This is a genomic window from Pseudomonas sp. ES4, from assembly GCF_050586665.1.
GTDB lineage: Bacteria > Pseudomonadota > Gammaproteobacteria > Pseudomonadales > Pseudomonadaceae > Aquipseudomonas > Aquipseudomonas frederiksbergensis.
Genome location: NZ_JBOBDO010000009.1, coordinates 164,298 through 191,285, shown reverse-complemented (window position 1 = coordinate 191,285; position 26,988 = coordinate 164,298). Strand labels below are relative to the sequence as shown.

Genomic DNA, 26,988 nt, shown 5'->3' with positions numbered 1-26,988 from the left:
GCAACCCTACGTTGCGGCAGCGCCCCGTTTCACGCCTAAAAATTAGAGAGACCCGAGCACATGACACCTTCCACTAAGCAATTCTTATTCCCCAGCCTCATCGCCGTCGCACTGGCCAGTACCGCCCTGCCCGCCATGGCCGAGGAGTCAGGCTTTGTCGAAGGTGCCAAGGTCAACCTGAACCTGCGCAACTTCTACATCAATCGCAACTTCACCAACCCGACCAAAACCCAGGGCAAGGCAGAAGAGTGGACACAAAGCTTCATCCTCGACGCCAGGTCCGGTTTCACCCAGGGCACCGTCGGGTTCGGCATGGATGTGCTGGGGTTGTACTCGGTGAAACTCGACGGTGGTAAAGGCACGGGCGGTACGCAGTTGCTGCCGCTGGATCACGACGGGCGCCCGGCAGACAACTTCGGTCGCACCAACGTGGCGTTCAAGGCCAAGCTGTCGCAGACCGAAGTGAAGGTGGGCGAATGGATGCCGGTGCTGCCAATCCTGCGTTCGGACGACGGTCGTTCCCTGCCGCAAACCTTCCGTGGCGGCCAGATCACCTCGAAGGAAATCAACGGCCTGACGCTCTACGGCGGCCAGTTCCGCGCCAACAGCCCGCGCGACGACAGCAGCATGAACGACCTGTCGATGACTGGAAAACCAGCGTTTACCTCCGACCGCTTCAACTTCCAGGGCGGCGAATACGCTTTCAACGACAAGCGCACCCAGGTCGGTGTGTGGAATGCCGAACTCAAGGACATCTACAGCCAGCAATACGTGAATCTGATCCACACCCAGCCCCTCGGCGACTGGACCCTGGGCGCCAACCTCGGTTTCTTCTACGGCAAGGACGACGGCAGCGCCCGGGCCGGCGAGTTGGACAACAAGACCTGGTCGGGCCTGTTCTCGGCCAAATACGGCGGCAACACCTTCTATGTCGGCCTGCAAAAACTCACCGGCGACAGCGGGTGGATGCGGGTCAATGGCACCAGCGGCGGCACCCTGGCCAACGACAGTTACAACGCCAGTTATGACAACGCGAAAGAAAAATCCTGGCAGGTACGGCATGACTACAACTTCGTCGCCCTCGGCATTCCCGGCCTGACCCTGATGAACCGCTACATCAGCGGCGACAACGTCCACACCGGCACCATCACCGACGGCAAGGAATGGGGCCGCGAAAGCGAACTGGGCTACACCGTGCAGAGCGGCGCGCTCAAAGACCTCAACGTCAAATGGCGCAACTCGACCATCCGCCGGGACTTCAGCAACAACGAGTTCGATGAAAACCGGTTGATCGTCAGCTATCCGATCAGCTTGCTATAGCCGCGTATGGCAGCGACCGTTGGATGAAAACGGTCGCATGCCGGTACCACCTGTCGGCGCGAACTAGCGCTTTGTGTGTTCGCAGATACAGTCAAGAAGCGTGTTTAATTCTCCATCCTGATGTAGGAGCCCCTTTTTTCTTCCGTTATCTCCGGATGCTGTACGCGAAGCTGCCATGACCACGGAGGTCAGGTATGAGCAAGCGAATAGTTATCGTCGGTGGCGGCGTAGGTGGAACCATGTTGGCCAATCAACTGGCCAGCAAGCTGTATCCAGAAATCCTGCGCGGCGAAGTCTCGATTGCACTACTGTCCAACTCCCCCGATCACTACTACAAACCTGCGTTCATGTACGTGGCGTTCAACCAGTTCTTTGAAGAAGAACTCAAGCGCCCGGAACGCTCACTGTTGCGCCCGGAAATCAGCTTTTACGTCGAAGAGGTCACGGGTTTCGATTTCCCCGGACAATCCCTGAAAACCCGCAACGGCAAGCGCTATGGCTATGACTTTCTGGTCATCGCAACCGGTTGCGTGCCCGCGCCAGAGCGTATCGAGGGCTTGAAAGAAGCCGGTGACCACTTCTACCAATATCAGCCCGCCCGGCAGCTGGCAGAACGGTTGAACACGATCAAAAAAGGCCGGATCTTCATCACGGTGTCTTTTCCGCAGACACCCAACGTGCCGCACCAATGCGGCATTGCGCCGGTAGAAACGACGTTGATGCTCGACGACTTGCTGCGTCGTCGGGGCGTGCGGGACCAGGTGGAAATCGTCTACACCTACCCGACCACGGCTCAGCTACTGCGTAACTGCCTGTTCCTGCAACGCCCTACCGGGGAAATCCTGCCTGGTATTTTCGAGCAGAAGAACATCCGCTTCCAACGCGGCTTCACCCTCAGCCGTGTGGATCCCGAGCGAAAAATCGCCTACTCCGAAGAAGGCGAAGAGCAACCCTTCGACATCTTGATGGCGACACCGCCGATCCGCGCCGTCGATGCCGTGCTGGAATCCGGAGCGTCTCAAGCGCCCAACAACGAAGGCTGGCTGCCGACCCACCACGAGACCTTGCAGGTCTACGGCCTGGAACACGTCTATGTGATTGGCGACACCGTCGATCTGCCGGTGAGCAAGGCCGGTGGTGCCTGCCATAACCAAGCGCCGGTCATCGCCAACAATATTGCCGCCGAGATTCGCCTCGGCGCGCCCAACAGTGTCTATGACGGAAGGGTTCAGGCCGTGGCGCAGATGGGCCTCAACGCCGGGATGCCGCTGTGGTACGACTACGCCCATGACGTCCTGCCGACACCGCCGACCAAACTCGGCGGCCTGCTGAGACATGGCTTCGATCGTGGCCTGTACTGGGCAGTAGCCCGTGGAATGCTTTGATCTGCTCAGGGAGGAACAACCCGTGACGAACCTATCAGATGAAACCCTGGCGACCAGCGCTGCCGGCATGCCCGCAACGCCAGGACTCGCCGCCTTGATGGCGAAACTTCAGCCGCTGATCGACGGCGGTCGGCTGGACAACATTGTCGATGGGCTATCGCTGGTCTCGGACATGACCGACCTGCTGGACGCAGCAATGGTGGAAAAACTGGCGCGATTGTTCGAAAACGCGACGGCGGCCACTTGGACCGTCAGTAACGCCGTGCGCCTGGCCAAGACCGAGGTCGCCGCCGCCCCCGAGCCACCGGGAGTCTATGCGTTGCTCAAACTGCTGAACGACCCGGACACGCGCAAAGGCGTGGCGGTTGTCCTGAAAACATTGAACGTCATCGGAAGACAACTGTAACCGCCAGAGAGGATCACCTCATGAGCGTCAAACTTGAATCGGCAGGGAAAGCCTGCACCGACTGGGACGCCAAGGCGTACCAGCAGTTTTCCCGTCTCAGGCAACGACCGGTGAATGAATTGCTCGACCGTGTCGAACTCAAACAGCCCAAGCGCATCTACGACTTGGGATGCGGCACCGGCATCGCCACGCAACGGTTGGCCAAGCGCTGGCCTCGAGCGCAGTTGCAGGGCATCGACAGTTCCGAGCAAATGCTGGACGAAGCCCGTTGCCTGCCGATCAAGGCGTCGTGGAAACACTGCGATCTACTCGACTGGCAACCCGAACAACCGGCGGACCTGCTGTTCGCCGCCGCCGTGCTGCACTTCGTCAGTGGTCACGAACAGTTGTTGCCGCGACTGCTCGCCCAGCTCAACCCGGGTGGATGCCTGGCCGCGCACATGCCCGACTGGCGGGATGCGCAGTGGTATCAACTGATGCTCGACACCCTTGAAGACGCAGGCCCCGGAGGCAAACCACTGGGCACACCGCAATTGCGCGAGGCCATGGCGGCGCGGCCGCTGTTGTCGTTGGAAAGTTACTATCGGTTGCTCTCGCCGATTACCCGGACACTGGATATCTGGGAGACCGAACAGCTACAGGTTGTCGACGGCAAGTCGCCGATCTATGACTGGGTCAAAGTCTCGGCGTTGCGCCCGGTGATGCAGGGGCTGAAGGACGATGAACAGGCGCGGTTCATCTATCACTACCTGATGCGCGTGCATGCGCATTACCCGCCGGAGAGTGACGGCCACACGTTGTTTCCATTCAAACGGATATTCATCGTCGCCACGGTTTAAAAATGTGGGAGCGAGCCTGCTCGCGATGGCGATTCAACCTTCAGCATCGATGCAAGCTGACCCACCGCTTTCGCGAGCAAGCCCGCTCCCACAGAGGATTTTCTGTGAACACAAGCATTGCGTTACAACCGGATCACTGTAGGAGTGAGCCTGCTCGCGATGGCGTCAGCTCAGACACCGCAAATCGCCAGGCTCACTCCCGCGATTCAACCCCCAATTCATCCCACACCGACTCCGCCAGGTGGAATGTCGCGTTCGCTGCCGGGATGCCGCAGTAGATCGCGCTCTGCATGATCACTTCCTTGATCTCACCGCGGGTCACGCCGTTGTTGGCGGCGGCGCGCAGGTGCAGCTTGAGTTCTTCATTGCGGTTCATGCCGATCAGCATAGCGATGGTGATCAGGCTGCGGGTATGACGCGGCAGCCCCGGACGGGTCCAGATGTCGCCCCAGGCATGGCGGGTGATCATCTCCTGAAACTCCGAGTTGAACTCGGTCAGCGCATTCAGGCTGCGGTCGACGTGGGCGTCACCGAGTACCGCGCGACGGACTTTCAGGCCCTCGTCGTAACGTTGTTTCTCGTCCACAACAATCCCCTTAATCAGCTGACAAAAACGTCACAACCCGGTCACTGAACGCAGCGCCAGCCTGGACGTTGGACAAGTGCGCGGCATAGAACTCGGCGTACTCGGCGCCCTGCACGTGTTCCTGAATGAAGTGCCCGCCGGACGGCGGCGTGACCGGGTCTTCGGTGCCGGCGATGACCAGCAGCGGCACCTTGATCGAGGACAGCTGAGCGCGGAAATCGGCATCGCGCACGGCGGCACAATTCGCGGCATAGCCTTCAGGCGAGGTGGCCGCGAGCATGTCCGTAATCTTTTTCGCGGCAGCAGGATTGGCTTCAGCGAAATCGGCGGTGAACCAGCGCGCAATCGACGCATCACGCAGCGCGACCATGGCGGCCGGACCGTCACGCAGTACGGTTTCAATGCGCGGGTTCCACACCGACGGATCGCCGATTTTCGCCGCGGTGTTGCACACCACCAGTTTGTTCAGGCGATCACCCGCGTTGATCCCCAGCCACTGGCCAATCAGCCCGCCCATGGACAGACCGCAGAAATGCGCGCGTTCGATGTGCAACGCATCCAGCAGCGCCAGCACGTCATGGCCCAGTTGCTCGATGCTGTATGGCCCCGGCGTAACCAGCGATTGGCCATGACCCCGGGTGTCGAAACGCAGCACGCGAAAATGCTCGGTGAACGCCGCAATCTGCGCGTCCCACATGTGCAGGTTAGTGCCCAGCGAGTTGGACAACACCAGCACCGGCGCATCCGCCGGGCCATCGAGTTGCGGCCCTTGAATTTGGTAATGCAGTTCGCCCTCGGCGAGTTGTACGAAAGCCACAGCAATCTCCTTCAGGCAGTCAACGCAGAATGTTCAGCCACCGCTCGCTCGACCCAGGTATGGGCCTGACCGAGGTAATGAGCGGGGTCCAGCAGATGATCGAGTTCAGCAGGCGAGAGTTCGGCGGTCACTTGCGGCTCGTCGCCGAGTACCGCTCGCAAATGACGTCGTTCAGCCACCGCGCGCTTGCAGCATTGCTCCAGCAAATGGTGCGCGGTGTCGCGGCCGACCCGTTGGGCGAGGACGATGCTCACCGCTTCGGCGAGCACCAGCCCTTGGGTCAGATCGAGGTTGCGGGCCATGCGCTCGGCGTCCACTTCCAGCCCATCCGTCACCAGCAACGCTTGTTTCAGACTGCCGGACACCAGGCAGCAAATCTCCGGCAGGGTTTCCCACTCGGCATGCCACAGGCCCAGGCTGCGCTCGTGTTCTTGAGGCATGGCGCTGAACAGCGTCGAGAGCAAACCCGGAACCCGCGTTGCAGCACCGATCAGCACCGCCGCGCCCACCGGATTGCGCTTGTGCGGCATGGTCGAAGAACCGCCCTTGCCCGGCGCGGATGGTTCGAACACTTCAGCGGCTTCGGTCTGCATCAGCAGGCTGATGTCACGGCCGAGTTTGCCGAGGCTGCCGGCGATCAATCCCAGTACCGAGCCGAACTCCACCAAGCGATCTCGCTGGGTGTGCCAAGGTTGATCCGGCAGTGTCAGTTTCAATTCTTCAGCCAGCGCCTGGGCAATCGGCATCGCCTGCTCGCCGAGGGCCGCGAGGGTTCCGGAGGCGCCGCCGAATTGCAGCACCAGCAGCCGCGGCTTGAGTTGTTGCAGACGTTGACGGCTGCGAGTGACCGCTCCCAGCCAACCGGCGATTTTCATGCCGAGGGTGACGGGTGTCGCGTGCTGTAACCAGGTGCGCCCGGCCAGCGGTGTGGCGACGTAGCGTAACGCCTGGGTCGCCAGCGTTTCGCCCAGTTGCGCCAGATCGCTTTCGATCAGCGCCAGCGCGCCACGCAGTTGCAACACCAGGCCGGTGTCCATCACGTCCTGGCTGGTCGCGCCCAGATGCACATAGCGCTCGGCTTCGGCATGGTTGGCCGCGATCTGTTTACCCAGCACCTTGACCAACGGAATCGCCGAATTGCCCGCCGTGGCAATCGCCTCGCCGAGCGCCGCGAAGTCGTAATGCCCGGCCTGACAGGCCGCTTCAATCGGCGCGACAGCCGTTTGCGGAATCAGCCCGACTCGCGCCTCGGCCCGAGCCAGCGCCGCTTCAAAATCAAGCATCGCCTGAACCCGCCCCTGATCGCAGAACACCTCACGCATCTCGCGGGCAGTGAAATAGGCATCGAATAATTGATTGCCCGGTCGCTCATTCATAAGCAGTCCCTGGAGGCGTGGGCCACGCCGGCCCACGGGTAAAGATCAAAGGTCGTTTTGCAAATACTTCGCCTGTTTCGGCAAGCGCAGACTGAACAGGAACGCCACCGCCATCATCACCGTGACGTACCAGTAGAAGGAGTTTTCCATGCCCACGGCCTTGAGGCTCAGGGCCACATATTCCGCCGAACCACCGAAGATTGCATTCGCCACCGCGTACGCCAGGCCGACGCCCAATGCGCGCACTTGCGGCGGGAACATTTCGGCTTTTACCAGGCCACTGATGGAAGTGTAAAAACTGACGATCGCCAGTGCCACGGTAATCAGTACGAAGGCCAGGAACGGGCTGCTGACGCTTTTCAGGCTCAGCAGGATCGGCACGGTGAACAACGTCCCCAGCGCGCCGAACCACAGCATCGAGTTACGTCGACCGATCTTGTCCGCGAGCATGCCGAACAGCGGCTGCATGCACATATAAAGGAACAGTGCGCCGGTCATGATGTAGCTGGCGGTCTTGGCGTGCATACCGGCGGTGTTCACCAGGTACTTCTGCATGTACGTGGTGAAGGTGTAGAAAATCAGCGAGCCACCGGCGGTGTAACCGAGCACGGTAATGAACGCAGCCTTGTGGTCGCGGAACAGCGCACGGATGCTGCCGGCGTCCTTGTTTTCGCGCATTTCCTTGCTGGTGGTTTCCTTGAGCGAGCGACGCAGGAACAGCGAAATCAACGCTGCCGCCGCACCGACGACAAACGGGATCCGCCAGCCATAGGCGCGCAAATCATCCTCAGTGAGGATTTGTTGCAGGACCACTACCAGCGACACCGCCAGCAATTGCCCGCCGATCAGCGTCACGTACTGGAACGAGGCGAAGAAACCGCGCTGGCCCTTGAGGGCGACTTCGCTCATGTAGGTCGCGGTGGTCCCGTACTCACCGCCCACCGACAGCCCCTGCAACAAGCGGGCGAACAGCAGCATGATCGGCGCCCAGACGCCAATATCCTTGTAGGTCGGCAGGCAAGCGATAAGCAACGAACCGAAGCACATCATCAGAATCGAGATCAGCATCGAATTCTTGCGCCCGTGCTTGTCCGCCAGCCGGCCAAAGATCCAGCCGCCGATAGGCCGCATCAGGAACCCGGCGGCGAATACGCCAGCCGTATTCACCAGCTGCACAGTCGGGTTATCGGACGGGAAAAAGGCAGGGGCGAAATAGATCGCGCAGAAGGCGTAGACGTAGAAGTCGAACCATTCGACGAGGTTGCCGGACGAGGCGCCGACAATCGCGAAGATCCTTTTACTGCGCTCTTCGCCGGTGTAGAGGGCTGTAGTAGCGGTGTTGGTTGTCATTGTTTTTTACTCAATGGGGACTGCAAAAGCCTAAACACACTTCTTAACGATCCCGTTTCAACGATGCACTCTTCACACTGATCGTTCCCACGCTCTGCGTGGGAATGCATCCCGTGACGCTCCGCGTCACAGTGGACGCAGAGCGTCCATGGCGGCATTCCCACGCAGAGCGTGGGAACGATCAGGTTGGAATCAATAATCGAAGAACACCGTCTCGGCGTCGGTGCCCTGCAGGATCACATTCCACTGGTACACACCGGATGCATCCTGCTTCGCCAGCAAGGTGCTGCGACGTTCAGCCGGCACACATTCCAGCAGCGGATCCGCCACGTTGGCCGGTTCGCCGTCAAAGTAAATCCGCGTCAGCAAGTGCTTCACCAGCCCGCGAGCAAACACCAGCACCACCAGATGCGGCGCCTGAGTCGTGCCTTTCAGGCCTTCCACCTTGCCCGGCTTGATCGTGGTGAAACGGAAGCGCCCTTCGGCATCCACCGGCACCCGGCCAAACCCTTCGAAGTGCGGGTCCAGGGGTTTGTCCTGATCGTCTTCGGGATGGTCATACTTGCCGGCGGCGTTGGCCTGCCAGACTTCCAGCATTGCGTCGTTGACGATGTCGCCGTTGCCATCAATCACTTGCCCGGTGATCGCCACGCGCTCGCCGAGGGTTTGCTCGACGGTCAGGTCTTCGCGGTTCAGCCAGGTCAAACCGATGTGGTAATACGGTCCGACGGTGTGGGATGTGGTCGCGTTCAGCGTCATCTTATTTCTCCATCGGCGTGGCTTCGCGGCCGCGCAAGACGATGTCCCAGCGATAACCGAGGGCATAGGAAGGGATGGTTTTTTCCAGGTCGAAACTGGCGATCAAACGCTCTTTGGCGCTGGTATCCGGTACGCAGTTGTAGATCGGGTCATACGCCAGCAGTGGGTCGCCCGGGAAATACATCTGCGTGACCAGGCGCGTCAGAATGCTCGGCCCGAACAGTGAGAAATGGATGTGTGCCGGGCGCCATGCGTTGTGGTGGTTGCCCCACGGATAGGCGCCGGGCTTGATGGTCTGGAATTGATACCAGCCATCGGCGTCGGTCACGGTGCGGCCAGTGCCGGTGAAATTCGGGTCCAGCGGTGCGTCGTGCAGATCGCGATCATGGTTGTAGCGACCGGCGGCGTTGGCCTGCCAGATTTCCACCAGAATCCCCGGCACCGGCAAACCATCTTCATCCAGCACGCGGCCATGAATGATGATGCGCTCGCCCAGTGGCTCGCCCTTGTGCTGGGCGGTCAGGTCGTTGTCCTGCGCTTGAATGCGCTCGGCACCGATGGTCGGACCGGTAATTTCCGACAGCGAATGGGGCAAAAACACCAACGGCTTGGACGGCGAGCGACGGTTGGTGGATTGATAGGCCGGGTGCAGGTACTCCGGCTGGGTGCCCTCTTGCGGGCGGCGGTAACCAGGCTTGTCAGTCATGAAGCACTCCTCAGTTCTTATTAGTCACGCTACGCGTCAGACCCGTTCGATTGCCAAGGCCAGACCCTGGCCGACGCCGACGCACATGGTCGCCAGACCTTTCTTGCCACCGGTCTTTTCCAGCTGATGCAGCGCGGTCAATACCAGGCGCGCGCCGCTCATGCCCAACGGATGGCCCAAGGCAATGGCGCCACCGTTGGGGTTGACCTGGGCCGCATCGTCCGCCAGCCCCAGTTCGCGCAACACCGCCAAACCCTGGCTGGCGAAGGCTTCGTTGAGTTCGATCACGTCGAAATCGCTGACGGCCAGGCCGAGACGCTCGGTCAATTTGCGCACCGCCGGCACCGGGCCGATGCCCATCACCCGGGGTGCGACACCGGCACTCGACATGCCCAGCACTTTGGCGCGGGCAGTCAGGCCGTGCTTTTTCACCGCTTCGGCAGAGGCCAGGATCAACGCCGCTGCACCGTCGTTCACCCCGGAAGCATTGCCGGCGGTGACGGTTTTGTCAGGACCGTTGACCGGTTTGAGTTTGGCCAGGGTTTCCAGGGTGGTGTCGGCGCGCGGATGCTCATCCTGGCTGACGACACTTTCCCCTTTCTTGTGGGCAATCCGCACTTCAACGATTTCTTCGGCGAAAAATCCTGCGGCTTGCGCGGCGGCTGTCCGCTGCTGACTGCGCAGTGCGAAAGCGTCCTGATCCTCGCGGGAAATTTCGTAATCGTCAGCCACGTTGTCGGCGGTCTGTGGCATCGCATCCACGCCGTATTGGGCTTTCATCAACGGGTTGATGAAACGCCAGCCGATGGTGGTGTCTTCCAGCTTCATGTTGCGCGAGAACGCCGCATCGGCCTTGCCCATCACGAACGGTGCGCGGGACATCGACTCGACGCCGCCAGCAATTGCCAGCTCCATCTCGCCACTGGCGATGGCGCGGAACGCCGTGCCGATGGCATCCATACCCGAGGCGCAGAGGCGATTGAGGGTCACGCCCGGAATGGTTTCCGGCAGGCCCGCCAGCAACAACGCCATGCGTGCCACGTTGCGGTTGTCTTCGCCGGCCTGGTTGGCGCAACCGAGGAACACCTCGTCCACTGCGCTCCAGTCCACCGACGGGTTGCGCTCCATCAGTGCCTTGATCGGCACGGCGGCCAGGTCATCAGCGCGAACCGCCGACAGGCCACCGCCGAAACGGCCGATGGGGGTGCGAATCGCGTCGCAGATATAAACGTCACGCATCAGGCTTCTCCCGGTGCTTGGCCGTGGGCGGCGGCGGTGCGGGCTTCCAGATCACGCAGCGCCTTCAGTTCGACTTCGGTCGGCTCGGCGGTGTTTTCAACATGGTCGGCGAAGCGAACAGCCCAACCGGTTGCGGCGGTCACTTGCTCGCGGGTCACGCCCGGGTGCAGCGCAGTGACCACAAATTCATGGGTGTCGGCTTCCGGTTCCATGATGCACAGGTCGGTAATGATGCCGACCGGACCGGCGCCCGGCAGGCCGAGACGCTTGCGCGAATCACCGCCCTCGCCATGGCCGACCGAAGTAATGAAATCGAGTTTGTCGACAAAGGAACGCGCCGACTGCTTGAGGATGATCAACACGCTTTTCGCCGAACCAGCGATCTCTGGCGCACCGCCGGCACCCGGCAGGCGGACTTTCGGCTGATGGTAATCGCCGACCACGGTGGTGTTGATGTTGCCGAAGCGGTCGACTTGCGCGGCGCCGAGGAAACCGACGTCGATGCGCCCGCCCTGCAACCAATAGCGAAAAATCTCACCGGTCGGGACGACAGTGTCAGCGGTTTCCGCCAACTCGCCGTCACCGATCGACAGCGGCAGTACGCTTGGCTTGGCACCAATCGGACCCGATTCATAGATAAGGACTACATCCGGCGAGGAAGTCAGACGCGCCAGGTTGGCGGCTTTCGACGGCAGGCCGATGCCGACGAAACACACCGAACCGTTTTTCAAACGACGGGCAGCAGCGACGGTCATCATTTCATTGGTGGTGTAAGTCATTACTTGGCCTCCGAAGCAGCGGCCAGCTTGGCCTGGAACTCGCTGAAGTCAGCGCAGCCGTGGATGTACTCGTTGATCCACGCAGTGAAGGTTTCACGGTCGCGGGCAATCGGGTCCCAAGCCTGGTAGAAACGGTTATCGCGCTCGTTGTAGCCGTGAGCGTAGGACGGATGCGCACCGCCAGGGACGTGGCAGACCGCACTCAAGGCCCAGGTCGGCAGAACGCAAGAGTTCATCGGTGCATTGAGGTCGTCGACGATTTCTTCGACGGTAACGATGCAGCGCTTGGCGGCCAGTGCGGCTTCTTTCTGCACGCCGAGAATGCCCCACAGCAACACGTTGCCTTTGCGGTCAGCCTTCTGTGCGTGAATCACGGTGATGTCCGGGCGCACCGAAGGCACGGCCGCCAATACTTCACCGGTGAATGGGCAGGTGACGGTTTTGATCAGCGGGTTGACCTTCGGCAGGTCGGAGCCGGCGTAGGCACGCAGCACCGCGAACGGTAGGCCGGAAGCGCCAGCGACGTAGGCATTGGCCAGGTCGGCGTGGCTGTGTTCTTCGATTTCCAGCGCGTGCGGCCACTGTTTCTCGACGGCGTCACGCAGGCGATGCAGCGAACCGACGCCCGGGTTGCCACCCCAGGAGAAAATCAACTTGCGAGCACAACCGGCGCCGATCAACTGGTCGTAGATCAGGTCAGGTGTCATCCGCACCAGGGTCAGGTCTTTCTTGCCCTGGCGAATGATTTCGTGACCCGCCGCCGTAGGGATCAGGTGAGTGAAGCCTTCGAGCGCGACGGTATCGCCGTCGTTGACGAATTGCTTCACCGCGTCGTGCAGCGAAAGGATTTCAGCCATGGGGCAGGCTCCCGTTTTGTTATGAACCGACAGTGGAAGAAAAAAGGCGCGATGCGCAGCGCCGGAATGACTGAAGAGTAAGCCCCTGAAAAACGCCAAACAATCCGATAATCGACTGAGTGTTCGTTTATCGAACACATTGTTGTCTACCTACCGATCTCCACACTGATCGATCAAAAGCATCGCGAGCAGGCTCACTCCCACAGTTGACCGCGTTCTCCTGTGGGAGCGAGCCTGCTCGCGATGAGGGCCGCAGGCTCAACGAAAAATCAGACGCCTCTCCTCAAGTCGCATCCGCATGGCTGACCATGCCCTTGATCACCACCGCCGTGGTCGCCAATGCCGCTGGAATCACCAACGCCGTGAGTACTTGCTCGAAGTTCCAGCCCAGCCCCAGCAGCGTTGCGCCCATCCACGCACCGAGAATCGCGCCGAAGCGGCCAATCCCGAGCATCCACGACACCCCGGTCGCCCGCCCCTGCGTCGGATAAAACCGCGCCGCCAGTGAAGGCATCGCCGATTGCGCGCCGTTGACGCACATCCCGGCCACGAGCACCAACGTCGCCAACAGCGTGATGTTGCCCAGGCTCTGCCCTACCGCGTAGGCAAACACCCCGGCGAACAGGTAGAAAATGCCGATAACCTTGTGCGGATTGAACCGATCCATCGCCCAGCCAACGCCCACCGCGCTCAATACCCCGCCAAACTGGAACAACGCGCCGATGAATGCCGACTGCTCCATGCTCGCGCCACTGTCACGCATCAGCGTCGGCAGCCAACTGGTCAGCAGATAAACAATCACCAGCCCCATGAAGTAGGTCAGCCACAGCAACAAGGTGCCCGTGCTGTAGGTGCCGGAGAAGATCACCGCGAACACGTTGCGGGCCTTCACAGTCTTCTGCTCCGGCACGCTGAAGCTGGAAGCCTGGGCGACGACGATTGGATCGATGGGCGCCAGGGTTTTGCGCACTTTGTCAGTGCCGCGATTGCGGACGACGAGGTAGCGTGCCGATTCCGGCAGCCAGAACAGCAATACGACGGCGAGGATCAGCGGCAAAATCCCGCCGATCAACAGCAGACTGTGCCAACCAAAGGCCGGAATCAGTTTGGCGGAAATGAAACCGCCGCCCGCCATGCCGAGGTTGAAGCCGCAGAACATGCTGGTCACCAGCAGGGATTTCTTGCGCTCCGGGGTGTATTCGGACAGCAGCGTCGTGGCGTTCGGCATGCCGGCACCCAGGCCCAGGCCGGTGAGGAATCGCAGCACCAGCAACTGATCGACGTTGGTGCTGTAAGCCGACGCCAGGCTGAACGCGCCAAACAACAGTACCGCCCCTACTAGTACGATTTTTCGCCCGAAGCGGTCAGCCAATGGGCCAGAACCCAGTGCGCCGAAAACCATGCCGATCAGCGCCGCGCTCATCACCGGGCCGAGACTGGCGCGGTCGATGCCCCAATCCTGAGACAGGGCGGGCGCGATGAAACCCATGGCCGCCGTGTCGAGGCCATCGAGGAAAACAATCAGGAAACACAGAATCACCACTCGCCATTGGTAGCGCGAAATGGGTTGAGCATTGATGAAGGACTGCACGTCGAGGCAGTTTCCTACAGCAGACTGGGGCTGGTTCATTATTTTTATTCCACGCAAAGAACGCAGTCGGATAGGAGCCAGCCAAGGCTGGCGCTGCCGCGACATTAGTGATCTTGGGGAAAGAGCGTCAATTCGATAAACACGACTCTGTGCGTTTATCGAACAGCTTAGGCGAAGAGTTGCGCGCTGAGGTCGCGGCTCGCGCTCAGAAGGCCGGGCAGGAAACGTTGTTCCAGCTCATTGCGGCTGACTCGGCCGGCGTGAGTACTGACATTGAGCGCCGCGACCACTTGGCCGGAAGCGTCGTACACCGGAACGGCAATCGAGCGCAAACCTTGTTCCAGTTCCTGATCGACGATGCACCAACCTTGCTGCCGCACCTCTTGCAGGCATTCGAGCAACGCCTCGGGGGTGTGCAAGGTTCGGCTGGTCTTGGCTTGCAGCTCGGCATGGTCGAGGTACTCGCCCAGTGAAGTATCATCCAGCGCCGCGAGTAGAATCCGCCCCATCGAAGTGCAATAGGCGGGCAGACGTCCACCGACCGACAGATCGACGGAAATCAGTCGCTGGGTGGTAGCCGAACGAGCAATGTACAAGATGTCATCGCCTTCCAGAGTGGCCATGTTGCAGGCTTCATGAAGTTGCTCGCTCATCCGATCCAGGTAGGGCTGGGCAGAAACCGCCAAGGGCGTCGAGGACACGTAGGCATGGCCAAGGGTCAGCACTTTAGGCAGCAGCGAATAGGTTCGACCGTCGGTGGTGGCGTAGCCGAGTTTGATCAGCGTGTGCAGGCAACGTCGCACAGCGGCGCGGGGAATTTCCGTACGGTGGCTGATCTGGGCGATGGTGAGGTGACGTTTACGCTCCTGGAACGCTTGCACCACGGCCAGGCCTCGAGCCAGGGATGTCATGAAATCCGGGTCGCCGGTCATTGCCTGGATCCGCTTGGCGGGCGAGGCAACGATCGGCGGCGCCACTGAAGCGAAGGAATTGCGCATTTGATCGTTCATATAAGGTCCTTTTCCCACACGGTTCAGCGGCTATTACAAGCGGCAGCCGGTCCCTCACACAACCCCGGACAGGCAAGACTGTTCGATTATCGAACCGTCGACCGATAATCGCAATCGGATCAGCCCGAATAGTGAACGGGCTTGCACCTGTTTTTACACTGGCTGTGACGCTGACTAGAAGGCTCGATGTAATTGTCCTAACTTGTTCGACTTCATGGCGCCAGAAAAGACATCACTGTAACGCCGGGCGGCAGAGCCACCTAGTTAGCCGCATAAAGTTGTGAGTAACAAAACAATCACACATCAAGACCTACTTTTAACTCCTTGGCGATAGTGTTCTTCAGATCGACCGCTATAATGAAATTCAGTGGTAACCGGTTTTTACTTGCCGATTCCGCCACCCGGTAGCGCGATGTTCCATCGCCGTTGCCCTCAGCAACCACCTGATACTCATTTCAAATGCGTCGCCAGGTGTTCGCTGAAACAGGAAACTGATGCTACGTCAGCTGTTTATCTCTGGTGCCGTGGCCGCCTGCAACATGGAAGTAATTGATCGCAACGCCGTAAAAAAATGATGCCTTCACGGGCCTTGTTCCATTCGACGAGCGTGGTCAACTACATTTGATGCAGTCGTTTCACCAGAATTTATCTCAACTCAATCAGGTAGCACTGTGACGAAAGACGAACTGCGCGCGGAACTTGAGCGCCAGGAACAACGTTACAAGGAAGTTTACGGCGGGGAAGTCACCACCTACGCCGCTCAGCCCGAACCGGAACGCAAACCCTGGCGTAAACGCGCCACCGTTCAGGATCAGGCTTTCACTCAAGAATTGCAGAAAATGGAAAAGGAACTCAAAGCCGAGGAGCCATGAGCCCTCGGCCTGAATCCTTTCAAGGGTCTGCATCTGCACCCGTTAAAAGCGGGATGTATCGATGACGCCTTTCGCGCCCGCTACCAGCGGGCAGCGGCCACCTCACCCATCGGATGAGGTAAATGGCGCATGTCTGGCCCTCTTTTCAGAAATTTCACACAAGCGTTAAAACCTCGTGCTCTTACGAGAGAACGCCGTGTGGCTGCGGTCTTTTCAAAGAAATTCAATGACTTGCAAAACCCAGTAAAAACCTGGGGCTTGGGCTGTTGCCGCAAATTAATTCGTTGAAGAATGTTACCGATGAGCACCTAGTGCATCGATTAGCAGTCTTTTCTGGCATAATCGCGCCCCCTTACGACCGGGTCAGAAAACCTTCATGATCGATTTATTCAGCGGACTAGATGCTTGGGTGCTTGTGAGCCTCTTGCTCGCCCTGGCCTTTGTCCTCGCCTTCGAGTTCATCAACGGCTTTCATGACACCGCTAACGCGGTGGCCACTGTTATCTACACCAAAGCCATGCCGCCCCATCTGGCGGTGTTCTTTTCCGGTGTGTTCAACTTTCTCGGCGTGCTGCTGGGCGGTGTCGGCGTGGCGTATGCCATCGTCCACCTGCTGCCGGTAGAACTGCTGATCAATGTGAACACCGGTCACGGGCTGGCCATGGTGTTCTCGCTGCTCGCCGCCGCTATCACCTGGAACCTGGGCACCTGGTACTTCGGTATCCCGGCTTCCAGCTCCCATACGCTGATCGGGTCGATCCTCGGTGTCGGCCTTGCCAACGCCTTGATCAACGAGATTCCGTTGGCTGATGGCGTGAACTGGCAGAAGGCAATTGATATCGGAGCGTCCCTGGTATTCTCGCCAATGGCGGGCTTCCTGGTCGCAGCTCTGATATTGATCGGCCTTAAATGGTGGCGTCCGCTGTCGAAGATGCACAAGACACCGGAGCAGCGCCGCAAGATCGATGACAAGAAGCACCCGCCGTTCTGGAACCGCCTGGTACTGGTTATCTCGGCCATGGCCGTGAGCTTCGTGCACGGTTCCAACGATGGCCAGAAAGGTATCGGCCTGATCATGCTGGTGCTGATCGGTATCGTGCCGGCACAGTTCGTACTCGACCTGGGCAGCACGACTTACCAGATCGAACGGACTCGCGACGCGACCCTGCACCTGAGCCAGTTCTACAAGCGCAATGCCGATACGCTGGGTGAGTTCCTGGCCCTGGGCAAAAGCGTGGAAGGCGATCTGCCGGAGAAATTCCGTTGCAACCCGCAACAGACCGAACCGACCATCACCGCCCTGCTCGGCACCCTTAAAGGTGTAGCGGACTACCACTCGCTGCCGTCGGAAAGCCGCATCGAAGTGCGTCGCTACCTGCTCTGCCTGGACGACACGGCGAAGAAAGTCAGCAAGCTGCCTGGTCTCGCTGCCCGTGAAAAGGCTGACCTGGACAAGCTGCGCAAAGACCTGACCACTACCACCGAATACGCCCCGTTCTGGGTGATCCTGGCGGTCGCCCTGGCCCTCGGCCTGGGTACCATGGTGGGCTGGAAGCGCGTGGTTCTGACCATCGGCGAGAAGATCGGCAAGCAGGGCATGACTTACTCCCAAGGCATGTCGGCACAGATCACTACGGCGAGCCTGATCGGCATGGCGAACATCTTCAGCCTGCCGGTTTCCACCACCCACGTGCTGTCCTCGGGCGTGGCCGGCACCATGGTCGCCAATAAAAGCGGCCTGCAAGGTGGCACCGTCAAAACCATCCTGCTGGCCTGGGTCCTGACCCTGCCAGCCACAGTGGCGCTGTCGGCCGGCCTGTTCTGGATGGCGTCGAAGGCACTGGGCAGCTGATACATCGCGGCAACGAAAAAGGCGCGTTCCGTGAGGTTCGCGCCTTTTTATTGCCCACCGAAAACTCAAAACACCACATCGATCGTTCCCACGCTCTGCGTGGAAAAGCCTCAAGGGACGCTCCGCGTTCCAGCTCTCGAAAGGGACGCGGAGCGTCCCGGGCTGCATTCCCACGCAGAGCATGGGAACGATCAAAAAAACGCAGACAAAAAAAAGGGCAACCGAAGTTGCCCAAAATGCCTTGCGTGCTCATTGCTTCCAGAAAGACCTACGGCTTGCGCTTATGCGAATCCTTCCAGATAAAAAATCCAAACCCTGCAAAAAACAGAACCATGAGGCCGACTGTCAGCACTCCGGCGATCACCACGTTGTCGAAAAACATGACTGGCCTCCTGCAATTGCCTTGTTGCGATGGGGCTAAGTTAACCAATCAGGCAGGAGAAGAAATTGACCGGGATCAATGTCGCCCGAGACTGGGCGTAAAGGAGGGGAAATAACTGACCTGCATCAATCAATGCAGGGTGTTTCAACGCTTTTTCGGTTTGTTCTTCGGCTTTTTCTTCGCTTTACCCAACGGCATGGCGTGCTCGAAGGCCTGGCGCACTTCGTTCAGGCGCTTTTCATTAAGGTCATGAACCCGCTTGGCGCGTTCGGCGTTGAGGTCGATCAGCTTGTCGTCTTGGCTCATGGTGTTCAGTGCATCGCCTGGAATGAAATTCAGTTGCCGTATGTGCAGGCATGGATGTGCCAATAATGCGGTCTGATGGCAGCGCTGACCAGCCGTGAGCTCAAATCTGGATATCGACCCACAACCCCTGCCGTGGCTGATCTTCCATCAATGGCGCCACCGGCACGGTGTTGTCGGCGTTGAGTTCATCACCGGGAATCGCCAGGTGTTCTTCAGGATCTTCATCGGCTTCACGGCGACGCCTTTGTTGTTCCTGCTTGCGGCGCTGTTCCTCGCGCAGCTGAAACGCCGCCTCCTGCGGATCGCGCTGTTGCAGGTCGATGGTGCTTTCGTTGGAGCTTTCCTGCACCGGCACCACGGGTGGAATATCCGGCCGCTGGCGAATCGGATCCTGCTGTGAGGTGATTGGCACGGCACTCAAGGGGAGTATCGGTGGCAGCATAATTATTAGTCTCCTGTCAGCAGGCTGTCGGCTGCGGGGATGGCGACTTGAGCCATCGGTCGCAAACTGTGACCCGTTTGGCACGAATAGGTGCCCCGACCTGCAAGCGTTGCATCGTTGGACTAACGTAAGACTGCGAGTTTTTATGAGAGTCCTTTGGCCCTGAAGCCCTCATTCCGTTAAGATAGCCCGCTTTTTCAAGGTGGGAGTCAGGCAGCATGGCGCAGCAGTATCAACCGGGGCAACGCTGGATCAGTGACAGCGAAGCCGAGCTGGGTTTAGGCACCGTTCTGGCACAGGACGGCCGCTTGTTGACCGTGCTCTACCCGGCCACTGGCGAGACTCGCCAGTACGCGCTACGGAATGCGCCCCTCACCCGCGTGCGGTTTTCGCCGGGTGACTCGATCACTCACTTCGAAGGCTGGAAACTGACCGTACAAGAAGTCGACGACGTCGACGGCCTGCTGGTTTACCACGGCCTCAACGGGCACAACGAAGTGGTTACCCTGCCGGAAACCCAACTGTCGAACTTCATTCAGTTCCGTCTGGCCAGCGATCGTTTGTTCGCCGGGCAGATCGACCCGCTGGCCTGGTTCTCCCTGCGATACAACACCCTGGAACATACCAGCCGCCAATTGCAATCCGCACTTTGGGGCCTCGGTGGCGTGCGTGCGCAACCGATCGCGCACCAGCTGCACATCGCCCGTGAAGTCGCCGACCGCATTGCACCGCGGGTTTTGCTGGCAGACGAAGTGGGCCTGGGTAAAACCATCGAAGCCGGTCTGGTGATCCATCGCCAACTGCTCTCGGGCCGCGCCAACCGCGTGCTGATCCTGGTTCCGGAGAACTTGCAGCACCAGTGGCTGGTCGAGATGCGCCGCCGCTTCAACCTGCAAGTTGCGCTGTTCGACGAAGAACGCTTTATCGAAAGCGATGCCGCCAACCCGTTCGAAGACACCCAGCTCGCGCTGGTTGCACTCGAATGGCTGGTGGAAGACGAGAAGGCCCAGGACGCGCTGTTCGCCGCCGGTTGGGACCTGATGGTCGTCGACGAAGCGCACCACCTGGTATGGCATGAAGACAAGGCCAGCCCTGAATACTCGCTGGTCGAGCAACTGGCCGAAGTCATTCCCGGCGTTTTGCTGTTGACTGCGACCCCGGAACAACTGGGTCAGGACAGCCACTTTGCGCGTCTGCGCCTGCTCGATCCGAACCGTTTCCATGACCTGCACGCCTTCCGCGCCGAGAGCGAAAACTATCGCCCGGTGGCCGAAGCCGTCCAGGAGCTGCTGGACAAGGGCCGCCTGTCGCCTGAAGCGCACAAGACCATTCACGGTTTCCTCGGCAACGAAGGCGAAGCGCTGCTGACCGCCGTCAACGATGGCGACATCGAAGCCAGCGCCCGCCTAGTCCGCGAACTGCTCGATCGCCACGGCACTGGTCGCGTGCTGTTCCGCAACACCCGCGCTGCCGTGCAGGGTTTCCCGGAGCGCAAGCTGCATCCGTATCCGCTGCCTTGCCCCGACGAATACCTCGAACTGCCGCTGGGTGATCACGCCGAGCTGTACCCGGAAGTCAGCTTCCAGGCTCAGCCGGACGCCAACGAAGAAGAACGCTGGTGGAAATTCGACCCGCGCGTCGAATGGCTGATCGACACGCTGAAGATGCTCAAGCGCACCAAAGTGCTGGTGATCTGCGCCCACGCCGAAACCGCCATGGACCTGGAAGACGCCCTGCGCGTGCGTTCCGGCATCCCGGCCACGGTCTTCCACGAAGGCATGAACATCCTCGAGCGTGACCGCGCCGCCGCCTACTTCGCCGACGAAGAATTTGGCGCGCAAGTGCTGATCTGCTCGGAAATCGGCAGTGAAGGTCGTAACTTCCAGTTCTCGCACCACTTGGTGCTGTTCGACCTGCCTTCGCACCCGGACCTGCTGGAGCAGCGTATCGGTCGTCTGGACCGGATCGGCCAGAAGCACATCATCGAACTGCACGTGCCGTACCTGGAAACCAGCCCGCAAGAGCGCCTGTTCCAGTGGTACCACGAAGCGCTGAACGCGTTCCTCAACACCTGCCCGACCGGCAACGCCCTGCAGCATCAGTTCGGCCCGCGCCTGCTGCCGCTGCTGGAAAATGCCGACGACGGCGAGTGGCAAGCGCTGATCGACGAAGCCCGCGCCGAGCGCGAGCGCATGGAAGCCGAGCTGCACACCGGCCGTGACCGCTTGCTGGAACTCAACTCCGGCGGCGCTGGTGAAGGTGATGCACTGGTCGAGGACATCCTTGAGCAAGACGACCAGTTCGCCCTGCCGATCTACATGGAAACCCTGTTCGACGCCTTTGGCATCGACAGCGAAGACCATTCGGAAAACGCGCTGATCCTCAAGCCGAGCGAAAAAATGCTCGACGCCAGCTTCCCGCTGGGCGACGACGAAGGCGTGACCATCACTTACGACCGCAACCAGGCGCTGTCTCGCGAAGACATGCAGTTCATTACCTGGGAACACCCGATGGTTCAGGGCGGCATGGACCTGGTCTTGTCCGGCTCCATGGGTAACACCGCCGTGGCGCTGATCAAGAACAAGGCGCTGAAGCCTGGCACCGTATTGCTCGAACTGCTCTACGTCAGCGAAGTGGTTGCCCCGCGCTCGCTGCAACTGGGCCGTTACCTGCCGCCGGCCGCCCTGCGTTGCCTGCTCGATGCCAATGGCAACGACCTGTCGGCCCGGGTGTCGTTCGAAACCCTAAACGATCAGCTGGAAAGCGTGCCGCGCGCCAGTGCCAACAAGTTCATCCAGGCCCAGCGCGATCAGCTGACGCCACGGATCAACGCCGGTGAAGAGAAGATCTTCCCGCGTCACGCCGAGCGCGTGGCTGAGGCGCAGCGTCGCCTGGCCGCTGACACCGACGAAGAACTGGCGCGCCTGACCGCGTTGCAAGCGGTCAACCCGACGGTGCGCGACAGCGAACTGGTCGCCTTGCGCAAGCAACGCGAGCAAGGCCTGGCCATGCTCGACAAGGCTGCGCTGCGACTGGAAGCGATTCGGGTGTTGGTGGCGGGCTAAGTCCCCTGCTCAGCCCCGCTAAAACAAAGAAGGCCCGCAGCGATGCGGGCCTTTTTTTGTCTGCTTGATTGTCTGATCGTTCCCACGCTCTGCGTGGGAATGCAGCCCGGGACGCTCTGCGTCCCTTTCGAGAGCTGGAACGCGGAGCGTCCCTTGAGGCATTCCCACGCGGAGCGTGGGAACGATCATTACGCCGTGACCGCAGAACCCGCTGGCTCAACCACCGCCACCAATCCTTCCTTCATCCGCTTGGCATCGCGCACAAAACACCGCGAAGCCAGGAACAGAAACACCATGGTGAAAAACAGTGCCACCGGGATCAAATACATCGCGTCATGCAAGCCGACAGCCTTGAACGCCTCGGTCATCTGCTCAGCACCGGCCGAGAGCATCGCCGTCTGCGCAAAGTGGTCGGACAATGCGCCCACCACCACCGGCCCCAAACCACCACCCAGCAAATACAACCCGGCAAAGAACAGCGCCATGGCCGTAGCCCGCAAGCGCGGCTCGACGACGTCCTGAATGGCGGTGTAAACGCAGGTGTAGAAGTTGTAGGCAAACAACCAGCCCACACTGAACACCGCCACAAACACGCCGATCTCGATTCGCCCGGAATGCAGTGCCCAAGCCGTGCACACCGTCGAGATGATCAAGCTGAACGCGGCAAACAGCAGTCGCCCATTGGCCACCCGCTGGTGAATCTTGTCCGCCACCCAACCACCCAGTGTCAGGCCGAACAACCCGGTCACGCCGACGATCACCCCGGTCGCCACCGCCGCTTCCTGTAACGGCATCAGGAAATAGCGCTGCAGCATCGGCACCAGAAACGAGTTGCAGGCATACGTGGCGAAGTTGAAGCACAGCCCCGCCATTACCAGCCACAGGAAAGTCGGCACCGCCAGCACCCGACGGATCGGCCGGTCTACGCGCTCCTGCGAGACTTTCACACTCTCTGCGGCGCCACGTTTCGGTTCTTTGATGTAGAACATGAAGATCGCCAGGATCAACCCCGGCACTGCCGCAATAAAGAACGGCGCGCGCCAGCTGTCGAAGGCCTTGACCATCGCGCCGATGGTGAAGAACGCCAGCAGCAGCCCCAGCGGCAAGCCGAGCATGAAAATGCCCATCGCCCGTGCCCGACGGTGGGCCGGGAACAGGTCGCCGATCAAGGAATTGGCGGCCGGTGCATAACTGGCTTCGCCGATGCCGACGCCCATCCGCACGATCAGGAAAGCCCAGAAACTCCCCACCAGTCCGTTGACCGCCGTCAGCCCGCTCCACGCCGCCAGGCCCCAGCCCATCAATTTGCTGCGTGAACCGGTATCGGCCATCCGTCCCAGAGGCAGGCCGGCAATCGCATACACCAGGGTGAAGGCGGTGCCGATGATCCCCAGTTGAAAGTCGCTGAGATGCCATTCCATACGGATCGGTTCGATGATGATGGCCGGAATGGTGCGATCGAAGAAGTTGAACAGGTTGGCCAGGAACAGCAGGAACAGAATGCGCCAGGCATTCGCCGCTTGGGTCGAGTTCTGCATGGGTCCGTCTCTTTATTGTTATTGGGGCTTCTGTCAGCGCATCCGAGCCCGGAACCTGCAATCTAGTCAGGCCCGCGAGAGCTGTCTGTCATTATTTGTAAAGCTGATATCCGCCCATGGAAGATGTCGCAGCTGATCCACCATTTATGTCCAAACGCTCTAACGCTCATTCCAAAATGGTTAGGGCCAATTTGCCACTATCGTTTGCACTCTAAACATGCCTTCTATACTCCAAAGCATTCGCCAGCGTTCATGGCGTAAGCCAGGATGACAACGACGGGGCATGCTATGGAGTGGCTTGGCTTGCATTTCATCACCGAGCTGACGGCGAGCGGCCAGGTAATACTCAACGGCACACTTGATCCTATTCTGGTACTGCTGGCCTATCTGGTCGCCTGTGTCGGCAGTTTTGCCACATTAAACATGGCCGAACGGGTCGGTCACGCGGAAAAACCCGCCTCGCAGCGGCTCTGGCGCTGGGTCGGCGCCGGTTGCCTGGCGGGCGGGACCTGGGCCATGCACTTTATCGGCATGCTGGCGTTTCAGGCGCCAATCGACATTCAATATGAATTACCCATCACTCTCCTTTCCCTGTTGATCGCCCTGCTCGCCTCATGGCTGGCGATACACGCTCTCAGTCACCCGCGCCTGAGTTTTTGGCAATATCTCCAGGCTTCGATCTGCATTGGCCTGGGCATCGCCACCATGCATTACGTGGGCATGACTGCTATGCGTTCGAGTGCGATGGCCTATTACCAACCCACGCTGTTCGCCCTCTCCATTGTGTTCGCCATCGGTGCCAGCCTTGCAGCCCTGCTGATATCAAGTCATCTGCGCGACAGCACCGGACTGTTCCATCAACTGCTCAAATACAGCGCCAGCCTGGTGCTCGGCGCAGGCATCATCAGCATGCACGTCACCGCCATGGCCGCCTTCAATCTGGTGCTGCCCGCCGACAGCCTCCAGCCGCTGCCCGGCGCAAACAATCATCTGCAACTGGGTCTGACGGTGGCGGTCATGACGCTGCTGATCATCGGCAGCAGCATCAGCGCGGCGCTGGCGGACAAGAAGCTGCAACACAAGGAGTGCGATCTGCAACGGGTCAACGCCCTGCTCAGTCAACTGGACCAGGCGCGGATGTCATTACAACAGGTGGCGCACTATGACGCCTTGACCAACCTGATCAACCGCCGTGGTTTCAATCAGATCTTCGCCGAGAAGCTCATGGAGAAAACCAATGAAGGCGGCATGCTGGCGGTCATGTTTCTGGACGTCGACCATTTCAAGCGAATCAATGACAGCCTGGGCCATGACGCCGGGGACGAATTGCTCAAAGTCCTGGCGAACCACATAAAGGTTTCAGTGCGCAGCCACGATGATGTAGTCGCGCGCTTCGGAGGCGACGAGTTTTGCATCCTCATCGGCCTGCATGATCGTGAAGAAGCACGGCACATGGCCCAGCGCATCATGGCGAAAATGAAGGAACCCATCGAGCTGTCCGGACGGCGCATGGTCATGACCACCAGTATCGGCATCAGCGTGTTTCCGGAAGATGGCAAGACTTGCGAAGAGTTGCTGAAAAACGCGGACCTGGCGCTGTATCAGTCCAAGGACAGCGGGCGCAATGGCCTGAATTTCTTCAGCGAAAACCTGAAGACCCGCGCGACGCTGGAACTGCAACTGGAAGAAGAGCTGCGCCACGCCCTGCGCGAAAACACCGGCCTGATGCTCTATTACCAACCGATCTACGACCTGAAAAATGCTCAGGTCAGCAAGCTTGAAGCGCTGATCCGCTGGCAACATCCGGTTCACGGACTGCTGACGCCGGACCGGTTCATTGCCATCGCCGAGGCCAACGGCCTGATCGCCGAACTGGACAACTGGGTCCTGCGCAAGGCCTGTGAGGATCTGGGCGAGTTGTCGCTTCAGGGCTGCGAAGCACTCCACATCGCCGTGAATTGCTCGCCCCTGAACCTGGCGCGCGAAGAATTGGCCAATGAAATCGAGCACGCTCTGCGGGTCTCCGGAGTGGCGCCGCAGCGGCTGGAACTGGAAGTGACGGAAAATGCGCTGATGGGCAACATCGCCAATACGCTCGTATTGCTACGCCAGATTCGTGCCCTCGGCGTGTCGCTGTCGATTGATGACTTCGGCACCGGTTATTCATCACTGGCCTATCTCAAACGGCTGCCACTCAATACGCTGAAGATCGACCGCTCGTTCATCCAGGACATTCCCAAGGCCACCCAGGACATGGAAATCGTGCAAGCGATCCTCGTCATGGCCCACACGCTGCATTTGCAGGTGGTGACCGAAGGCGTCGAAACCCTTGAGCAATACGAGTTCCTGGAACGTAACGGCTGCGATTTCGTGCAGGGCTACCTGCTCAGCCGCCCGGTACCGCTGGCGCAGTTGCGTCCCGTACTGAGCGAAATCAACCAGCGCAAGCACTCGCACACGGTCAGCCCTTTGAGTCTGGCTCGCGGTACAACTGCACAAGCGTCGACGGATCTTTTTCCAGGAATCCCTGGCCCCCATGCAGTCGCATCAATTGTGCGGCCAATCCACTGATCGGCGTGGCCGAGCCTTGCTCCCGGGAAAACTTCACCGCGCTATCGAGGTCCTTGAGCAGCGTGCGCACATGCCACTTCACCGGTTCGAAACGGCTTTCGGCCATTTGCGGACCGAGGATTTGCAAGGGCTTTGAATCGGCAAATCCGCCTGCCAGAGCTTCGGCGATCAGACCGGCCCGAACCCCGGAACGTTCGGCCAACGCCACGACTTCAGCAATCACCAGCGCGTTGCAGGCGACGATCATCTGATTGCACGCCTTGGTCACCTGCCCCGCTCCGACGGCGCCCATGTGGGTCACGCGCTGGCCAAGGCTCGACAGCACAGGCCTGACGCGCTCAAGGTCCGCCGTTTCACCGCCCACCATGATCGCCAGGCTGCCGGCCTCGGCACCGACCACTCCGCCGGACACGGGTGCATCCAGCCAGCTCATGCCGGTTTGGCCGACCAGCGCTGTCGCCATTTCCCGCGTCGCGGCAGGTTCCAGGCTGGAAAAATCCACCAGCAATTGACCGCTTTTCGCACCTTGCGCAATCCCTGCCGCGCCAAACACCACCTCACGAACCACCGACGTGTCCGCCAGGCACAACATCACCACGTCGGCGTGCTGACACAGTTCTGCCGGCGTGGCGACCTGTCGTGCACCGGCCTCGACCAGTGGCGCGCACTTGGCTGGATTGCGATTCCACACGGTCAATGGATAACCCGCTGCCAGAAGGCGCTGACACATCGGCAACCCCATCAAGCCGACCCCGGCAAACCCGAGCGAAGGTAACGTTGCCATCATTTGGCCTCCTTTTGATTAAAGATCATCGAATATTGGCCGATTCATCATGACTTAGGAAAGGATTCCCCCGAGCGATGCTCAGGCCAAGGCCCTGATGCTTGGGCCAAATACGCGCTGAAAAAACGCGAGACCCCATCCGTGATGGTTCGACGA

The 26,988-nt window shown here is 60.0% G+C and carries 25 protein-coding genes; 8 read left to right on the top strand and 17 right to left on the bottom strand.

Features of this window, described 5'->3' with window-relative positions; all coding sequences use genetic code 11:
* Positions 1-60: 60 nt before the first annotated feature.
* The 4 genes from ACQ4OB_RS13265 (at position 61) to ACQ4OB_RS13250 (ending at position 3,950) form a co-directional block, all read left to right on the top strand.
* A complete protein-coding gene (locus tag ACQ4OB_RS13265; protein ID WP_430955805.1) occupies positions 61-1,320 on the top strand; it encodes an OprD family porin in 1,260 nt (419 codons plus the stop codon).
* A gap of 194 nt (positions 1,321-1,514) precedes the next feature.
* Entirely contained in the window at positions 1,515-2,705 is a 1,191-nt protein-coding gene (locus ACQ4OB_RS13260) for an NAD(P)/FAD-dependent oxidoreductase (protein ID WP_430955804.1), read from the top strand.
* A gap of 22 nt (positions 2,706-2,727) precedes the next feature.
* Positions 2,728-3,111: a DUF1641 domain-containing protein gene (locus ACQ4OB_RS13255; RefSeq protein ID WP_430955803.1), complete on the top strand. Its 384-nt coding sequence runs from the start codon at positions 2,728-2,730 to the stop codon at positions 3,109-3,111.
* Between the two features lie 20 nt (positions 3,112-3,131).
* A complete protein-coding gene (locus ACQ4OB_RS13250; RefSeq protein ID WP_430955802.1) occupies positions 3,132-3,950 on the top strand; it encodes a methyltransferase domain-containing protein in 819 nt (272 codons plus the stop codon).
* Between the two features lie 193 nt (positions 3,951-4,143).
* Here the strand turns inward: ACQ4OB_RS13250 and pcaC are convergent, their stop codons facing one another.
* The 12 genes from pcaC to ACQ4OB_RS13190 all read right to left on the bottom strand — a co-directional run bounded on the left by pcaC (position 4,144) and on the right by ACQ4OB_RS13190 (position 15,463).
* Entirely contained in the window at positions 4,144-4,536 is a 393-nt protein-coding gene (pcaC, locus tag ACQ4OB_RS13245; protein ID WP_008147336.1) for a 4-carboxymuconolactone decarboxylase, read from the bottom strand.
* A 10-nt stretch (positions 4,537-4,546) separates the two neighbouring features.
* Positions 4,547-5,353 carry a 3-oxoadipate enol-lactonase gene (pcaD, locus tag ACQ4OB_RS13240; protein ID WP_430955801.1) on the bottom strand — a complete coding sequence of 269 codons (807 nt, stop codon included), beginning with the start codon at positions 5,351-5,353 and terminating at the stop codon, positions 4,547-4,549.
* A gap of 11 nt (positions 5,354-5,364) precedes the next feature.
* Positions 5,365-6,729, bottom strand: a complete 1,365-nt coding sequence (locus ACQ4OB_RS13235) for a 3-carboxy-cis,cis-muconate cycloisomerase (RefSeq protein WP_430955800.1) — start codon at positions 6,727-6,729, stop codon at positions 5,365-5,367.
* 45 nt (positions 6,730-6,774) lie between these two features.
* Entirely contained in the window at positions 6,775-8,079 is a 1,305-nt protein-coding gene (locus ACQ4OB_RS13230) for an MFS family transporter (protein ID WP_430955799.1), read from the bottom strand.
* Positions 8,080-8,271: 192 nt separating this feature from the next.
* On the bottom strand, positions 8,272-8,838 hold the full coding sequence (gene pcaG / locus ACQ4OB_RS13225) for a protocatechuate 3,4-dioxygenase subunit alpha (RefSeq protein ID WP_102616307.1): 567 nt from the start codon (positions 8,836-8,838) through the stop codon (positions 8,272-8,274).
* 1 nt (position 8,839) lies between these two features.
* Positions 8,840-9,544 carry a protocatechuate 3,4-dioxygenase subunit beta gene (pcaH, locus tag ACQ4OB_RS13220; protein ID WP_074874186.1) on the bottom strand — a complete coding sequence of 235 codons (705 nt, stop codon included), beginning with the start codon at positions 9,542-9,544 and terminating at the stop codon, positions 8,840-8,842.
* 36 nt (positions 9,545-9,580) lie between these two features.
* On the bottom strand, positions 9,581-10,786 hold the full coding sequence (gene pcaF, locus ACQ4OB_RS13215) for a 3-oxoadipyl-CoA thiolase (protein WP_430955813.1): 1,206 nt from the start codon (positions 10,784-10,786) through the stop codon (positions 9,581-9,583).
* On the bottom strand, positions 10,783-11,562 hold the full coding sequence (locus ACQ4OB_RS13210; protein WP_430955798.1) for a CoA-transferase subunit beta: 780 nt from the start codon (positions 11,560-11,562) through the stop codon (positions 10,783-10,785). Before ACQ4OB_RS13210 ends, pcaF begins: the two co-directional genes overlap by 4 nt.
* A complete protein-coding gene (locus ACQ4OB_RS13205) occupies positions 11,562-12,419 on the bottom strand; it encodes a CoA transferase subunit A (RefSeq protein ID WP_007947285.1) in 858 nt (285 codons plus the stop codon). The genes ACQ4OB_RS13210 and ACQ4OB_RS13205 overlap by 1 nt, the downstream gene beginning before the upstream one ends.
* A gap of 283 nt (positions 12,420-12,702) precedes the next feature.
* Positions 12,703-14,049 carry an MFS transporter gene (locus ACQ4OB_RS13200; RefSeq protein WP_074874177.1) on the bottom strand — a complete coding sequence of 449 codons (1,347 nt, stop codon included), beginning with the start codon at positions 14,047-14,049 and terminating at the stop codon, positions 12,703-12,705.
* 128 nt (positions 14,050-14,177) lie between these two features.
* Complete coding sequence (gene pcaR / locus ACQ4OB_RS13195) at positions 14,178-15,020, bottom strand: pca regulon transcriptional regulator PcaR (protein WP_074874175.1); 843 nt, start codon at positions 15,018-15,020, stop codon at positions 14,178-14,180.
* Positions 15,021-15,316: 296 nt separating this feature from the next.
* Positions 15,317-15,463, bottom strand: coding sequence for a hypothetical protein (locus ACQ4OB_RS13190; RefSeq protein ID WP_156886730.1), 147 nt, complete (start codon positions 15,461-15,463; stop codon positions 15,317-15,319).
* Between the two features lie 228 nt (positions 15,464-15,691).
* Here ACQ4OB_RS13190 and ACQ4OB_RS13185 point away from each other — a divergent pair, with 228 nt between their 5' ends.
* Together ACQ4OB_RS13185 and ACQ4OB_RS13180 are read left to right on the top strand one after the other, a co-directional pair.
* Positions 15,692-15,892, top strand: a complete 201-nt coding sequence (locus tag ACQ4OB_RS13185) for a hypothetical protein (RefSeq protein WP_007935837.1) — start codon at positions 15,692-15,694, stop codon at positions 15,890-15,892.
* A 376-nt stretch (positions 15,893-16,268) separates the two neighbouring features.
* Complete coding sequence (locus tag ACQ4OB_RS13180) at positions 16,269-17,744, top strand: inorganic phosphate transporter (protein WP_074874173.1); 1,476 nt, start codon at positions 16,269-16,271, stop codon at positions 17,742-17,744.
* Positions 17,745-18,012: 268 nt separating this feature from the next.
* Here the strand turns inward: ACQ4OB_RS13180 and ccoM are convergent, their stop codons facing one another.
* From ccoM to ACQ4OB_RS13165, 3 genes are all read right to left on the bottom strand, one after another.
* Entirely contained in the window at positions 18,013-18,126 is a 114-nt protein-coding gene (gene ccoM / locus ACQ4OB_RS13175) for a cytochrome c oxidase subunit CcoM (RefSeq protein ID WP_010462558.1), read from the bottom strand.
* A gap of 144 nt (positions 18,127-18,270) precedes the next feature.
* Positions 18,271-18,432 carry a hypothetical protein gene (locus tag ACQ4OB_RS13170; RefSeq protein ID WP_095128014.1) on the bottom strand — a complete coding sequence of 54 codons (162 nt, stop codon included), beginning with the start codon at positions 18,430-18,432 and terminating at the stop codon, positions 18,271-18,273.
* Positions 18,433-18,532: 100 nt separating this feature from the next.
* Complete coding sequence (locus tag ACQ4OB_RS13165) at positions 18,533-18,874, bottom strand: aspartate-semialdehyde dehydrogenase (RefSeq protein WP_074874171.1); 342 nt, start codon at positions 18,872-18,874, stop codon at positions 18,533-18,535.
* Between the two features lie 218 nt (positions 18,875-19,092).
* Here ACQ4OB_RS13165 and rapA point away from each other — a divergent pair, with 218 nt between their 5' ends.
* Positions 19,093-21,939, top strand: coding sequence for an RNA polymerase-associated protein RapA (gene rapA, locus ACQ4OB_RS13160; protein ID WP_430955797.1), 2,847 nt, complete (start codon positions 19,093-19,095; stop codon positions 21,937-21,939).
* A gap of 188 nt (positions 21,940-22,127) precedes the next feature.
* On the opposite strand, the gene ACQ4OB_RS13155 is transcribed toward rapA, so the two are convergent.
* Positions 22,128-23,477: a spinster family MFS transporter gene (locus ACQ4OB_RS13155; RefSeq protein ID WP_074874166.1), complete on the bottom strand. Its 1,350-nt coding sequence runs from the start codon at positions 23,475-23,477 to the stop codon at positions 22,128-22,130.
* 288 nt (positions 23,478-23,765) lie between these two features.
* Between ACQ4OB_RS13155 and ACQ4OB_RS13150 the strand changes: the two genes are divergently transcribed.
* The gene (locus ACQ4OB_RS13150; protein ID WP_430955796.1) at positions 23,766-26,048 is read left to right on the top strand and encodes a putative bifunctional diguanylate cyclase/phosphodiesterase; all 2,283 of its coding nucleotides are present in this window, start codon (positions 23,766-23,768) and stop codon (positions 26,046-26,048) included.
* On the opposite strand, the gene ACQ4OB_RS13145 is transcribed toward ACQ4OB_RS13150, so the two are convergent.
* The gene (locus tag ACQ4OB_RS13145; protein WP_430955795.1) at positions 25,939-26,835 is read right to left on the bottom strand and encodes an NAD(P)-dependent oxidoreductase; all 897 of its coding nucleotides are present in this window, start codon (positions 26,833-26,835) and stop codon (positions 25,939-25,941) included. The genes ACQ4OB_RS13150 and ACQ4OB_RS13145 overlap by 110 nt on opposite strands.
* Between the last annotated feature and the right edge of the window lie 153 nt (positions 26,836-26,988).

What these genes read in the sequence shown, in the direction of transcription:
- ACQ4OB_RS13265 (WP_430955805.1), top strand. Translation starts at nt 61, where the DNA reads ATGACACCTTCCACTAAGCAATTCTTATTCCCCAGCCTCATCGCCGTC.
- ACQ4OB_RS13260 (WP_430955804.1), top strand. Translation starts at nt 1,515, where the DNA reads ATGAGCAAGCGAATAGTTATCGTCGGTGGCGGCGTAGGTGGAACCATG.
- ACQ4OB_RS13250 (WP_430955802.1), top strand. Translation starts at nt 3,132, where the DNA reads ATGAGCGTCAAACTTGAATCGGCAGGGAAAGCCTGCACCGACTGGGAC.
- ACQ4OB_RS13235 (WP_430955800.1), bottom strand. Translation starts at nt 6,729, where the DNA reads ATGAATGAGCGACCGGGCAATCAATTATTCGATGCCTATTTCACTGCC.
- ACQ4OB_RS13230 (WP_430955799.1), bottom strand. Translation starts at nt 8,079, where the DNA reads ATGACAACCAACACCGCTACTACAGCCCTCTACACCGGCGAAGAGCGC.
- pcaG (WP_102616307.1), bottom strand. Translation starts at nt 8,838, where the DNA reads ATGACGCTGAACGCGACCACATCCCACACCGTCGGACCGTATTACCAC.
- pcaH (WP_074874186.1), bottom strand. Translation starts at nt 9,544, where the DNA reads ATGACTGACAAGCCTGGTTACCGCCGCCCGCAAGAGGGCACCCAGCCG.
- ACQ4OB_RS13210 (WP_430955798.1), bottom strand. Translation starts at nt 11,562, where the DNA reads ATGACTTACACCACCAATGAAATGATGACCGTCGCTGCTGCCCGTCGT.
- ACQ4OB_RS13205 (WP_007947285.1), bottom strand. Translation starts at nt 12,419, where the DNA reads ATGGCTGAAATCCTTTCGCTGCACGACGCGGTGAAGCAATTCGTCAAC.
- ACQ4OB_RS13200 (WP_074874177.1), bottom strand. Translation starts at nt 14,049, where the DNA reads ATGAACCAGCCCCAGTCTGCTGTAGGAAACTGCCTCGACGTGCAGTCC.
- pcaR (WP_074874175.1), bottom strand. Translation starts at nt 15,020, where the DNA reads ATGAACGATCAAATGCGCAATTCCTTCGCTTCAGTGGCGCCGCCGATC.
- ACQ4OB_RS13180 (WP_074874173.1), top strand. Translation starts at nt 16,269, where the DNA reads ATGATCGATTTATTCAGCGGACTAGATGCTTGGGTGCTTGTGAGCCTC.
- ccoM (WP_010462558.1), bottom strand. Translation starts at nt 18,126, where the DNA reads ATGTTTTTCGACAACGTGGTGATCGCCGGAGTGCTGACAGTCGGCCTC.
- ACQ4OB_RS13170 (WP_095128014.1), bottom strand. Translation starts at nt 18,432, where the DNA reads ATGAGCCAAGACGACAAGCTGATCGACCTCAACGCCGAACGCGCCAAG.
- ACQ4OB_RS13165 (WP_074874171.1), bottom strand. Translation starts at nt 18,874, where the DNA reads ATGCTGCCACCGATACTCCCCTTGAGTGCCGTGCCAATCACCTCACAG.
- rapA (WP_430955797.1), top strand. Translation starts at nt 19,093, where the DNA reads ATGGCGCAGCAGTATCAACCGGGGCAACGCTGGATCAGTGACAGCGAA.
- ACQ4OB_RS13155 (WP_074874166.1), bottom strand. Translation starts at nt 23,477, where the DNA reads ATGCAGAACTCGACCCAAGCGGCGAATGCCTGGCGCATTCTGTTCCTG.
- ACQ4OB_RS13150 (WP_430955796.1), top strand. Translation starts at nt 23,766, where the DNA reads ATGGAGTGGCTTGGCTTGCATTTCATCACCGAGCTGACGGCGAGCGGC.
- ACQ4OB_RS13145 (WP_430955795.1), bottom strand. Translation starts at nt 26,835, where the DNA reads ATGATGGCAACGTTACCTTCGCTCGGGTTTGCCGGGGTCGGCTTGATG.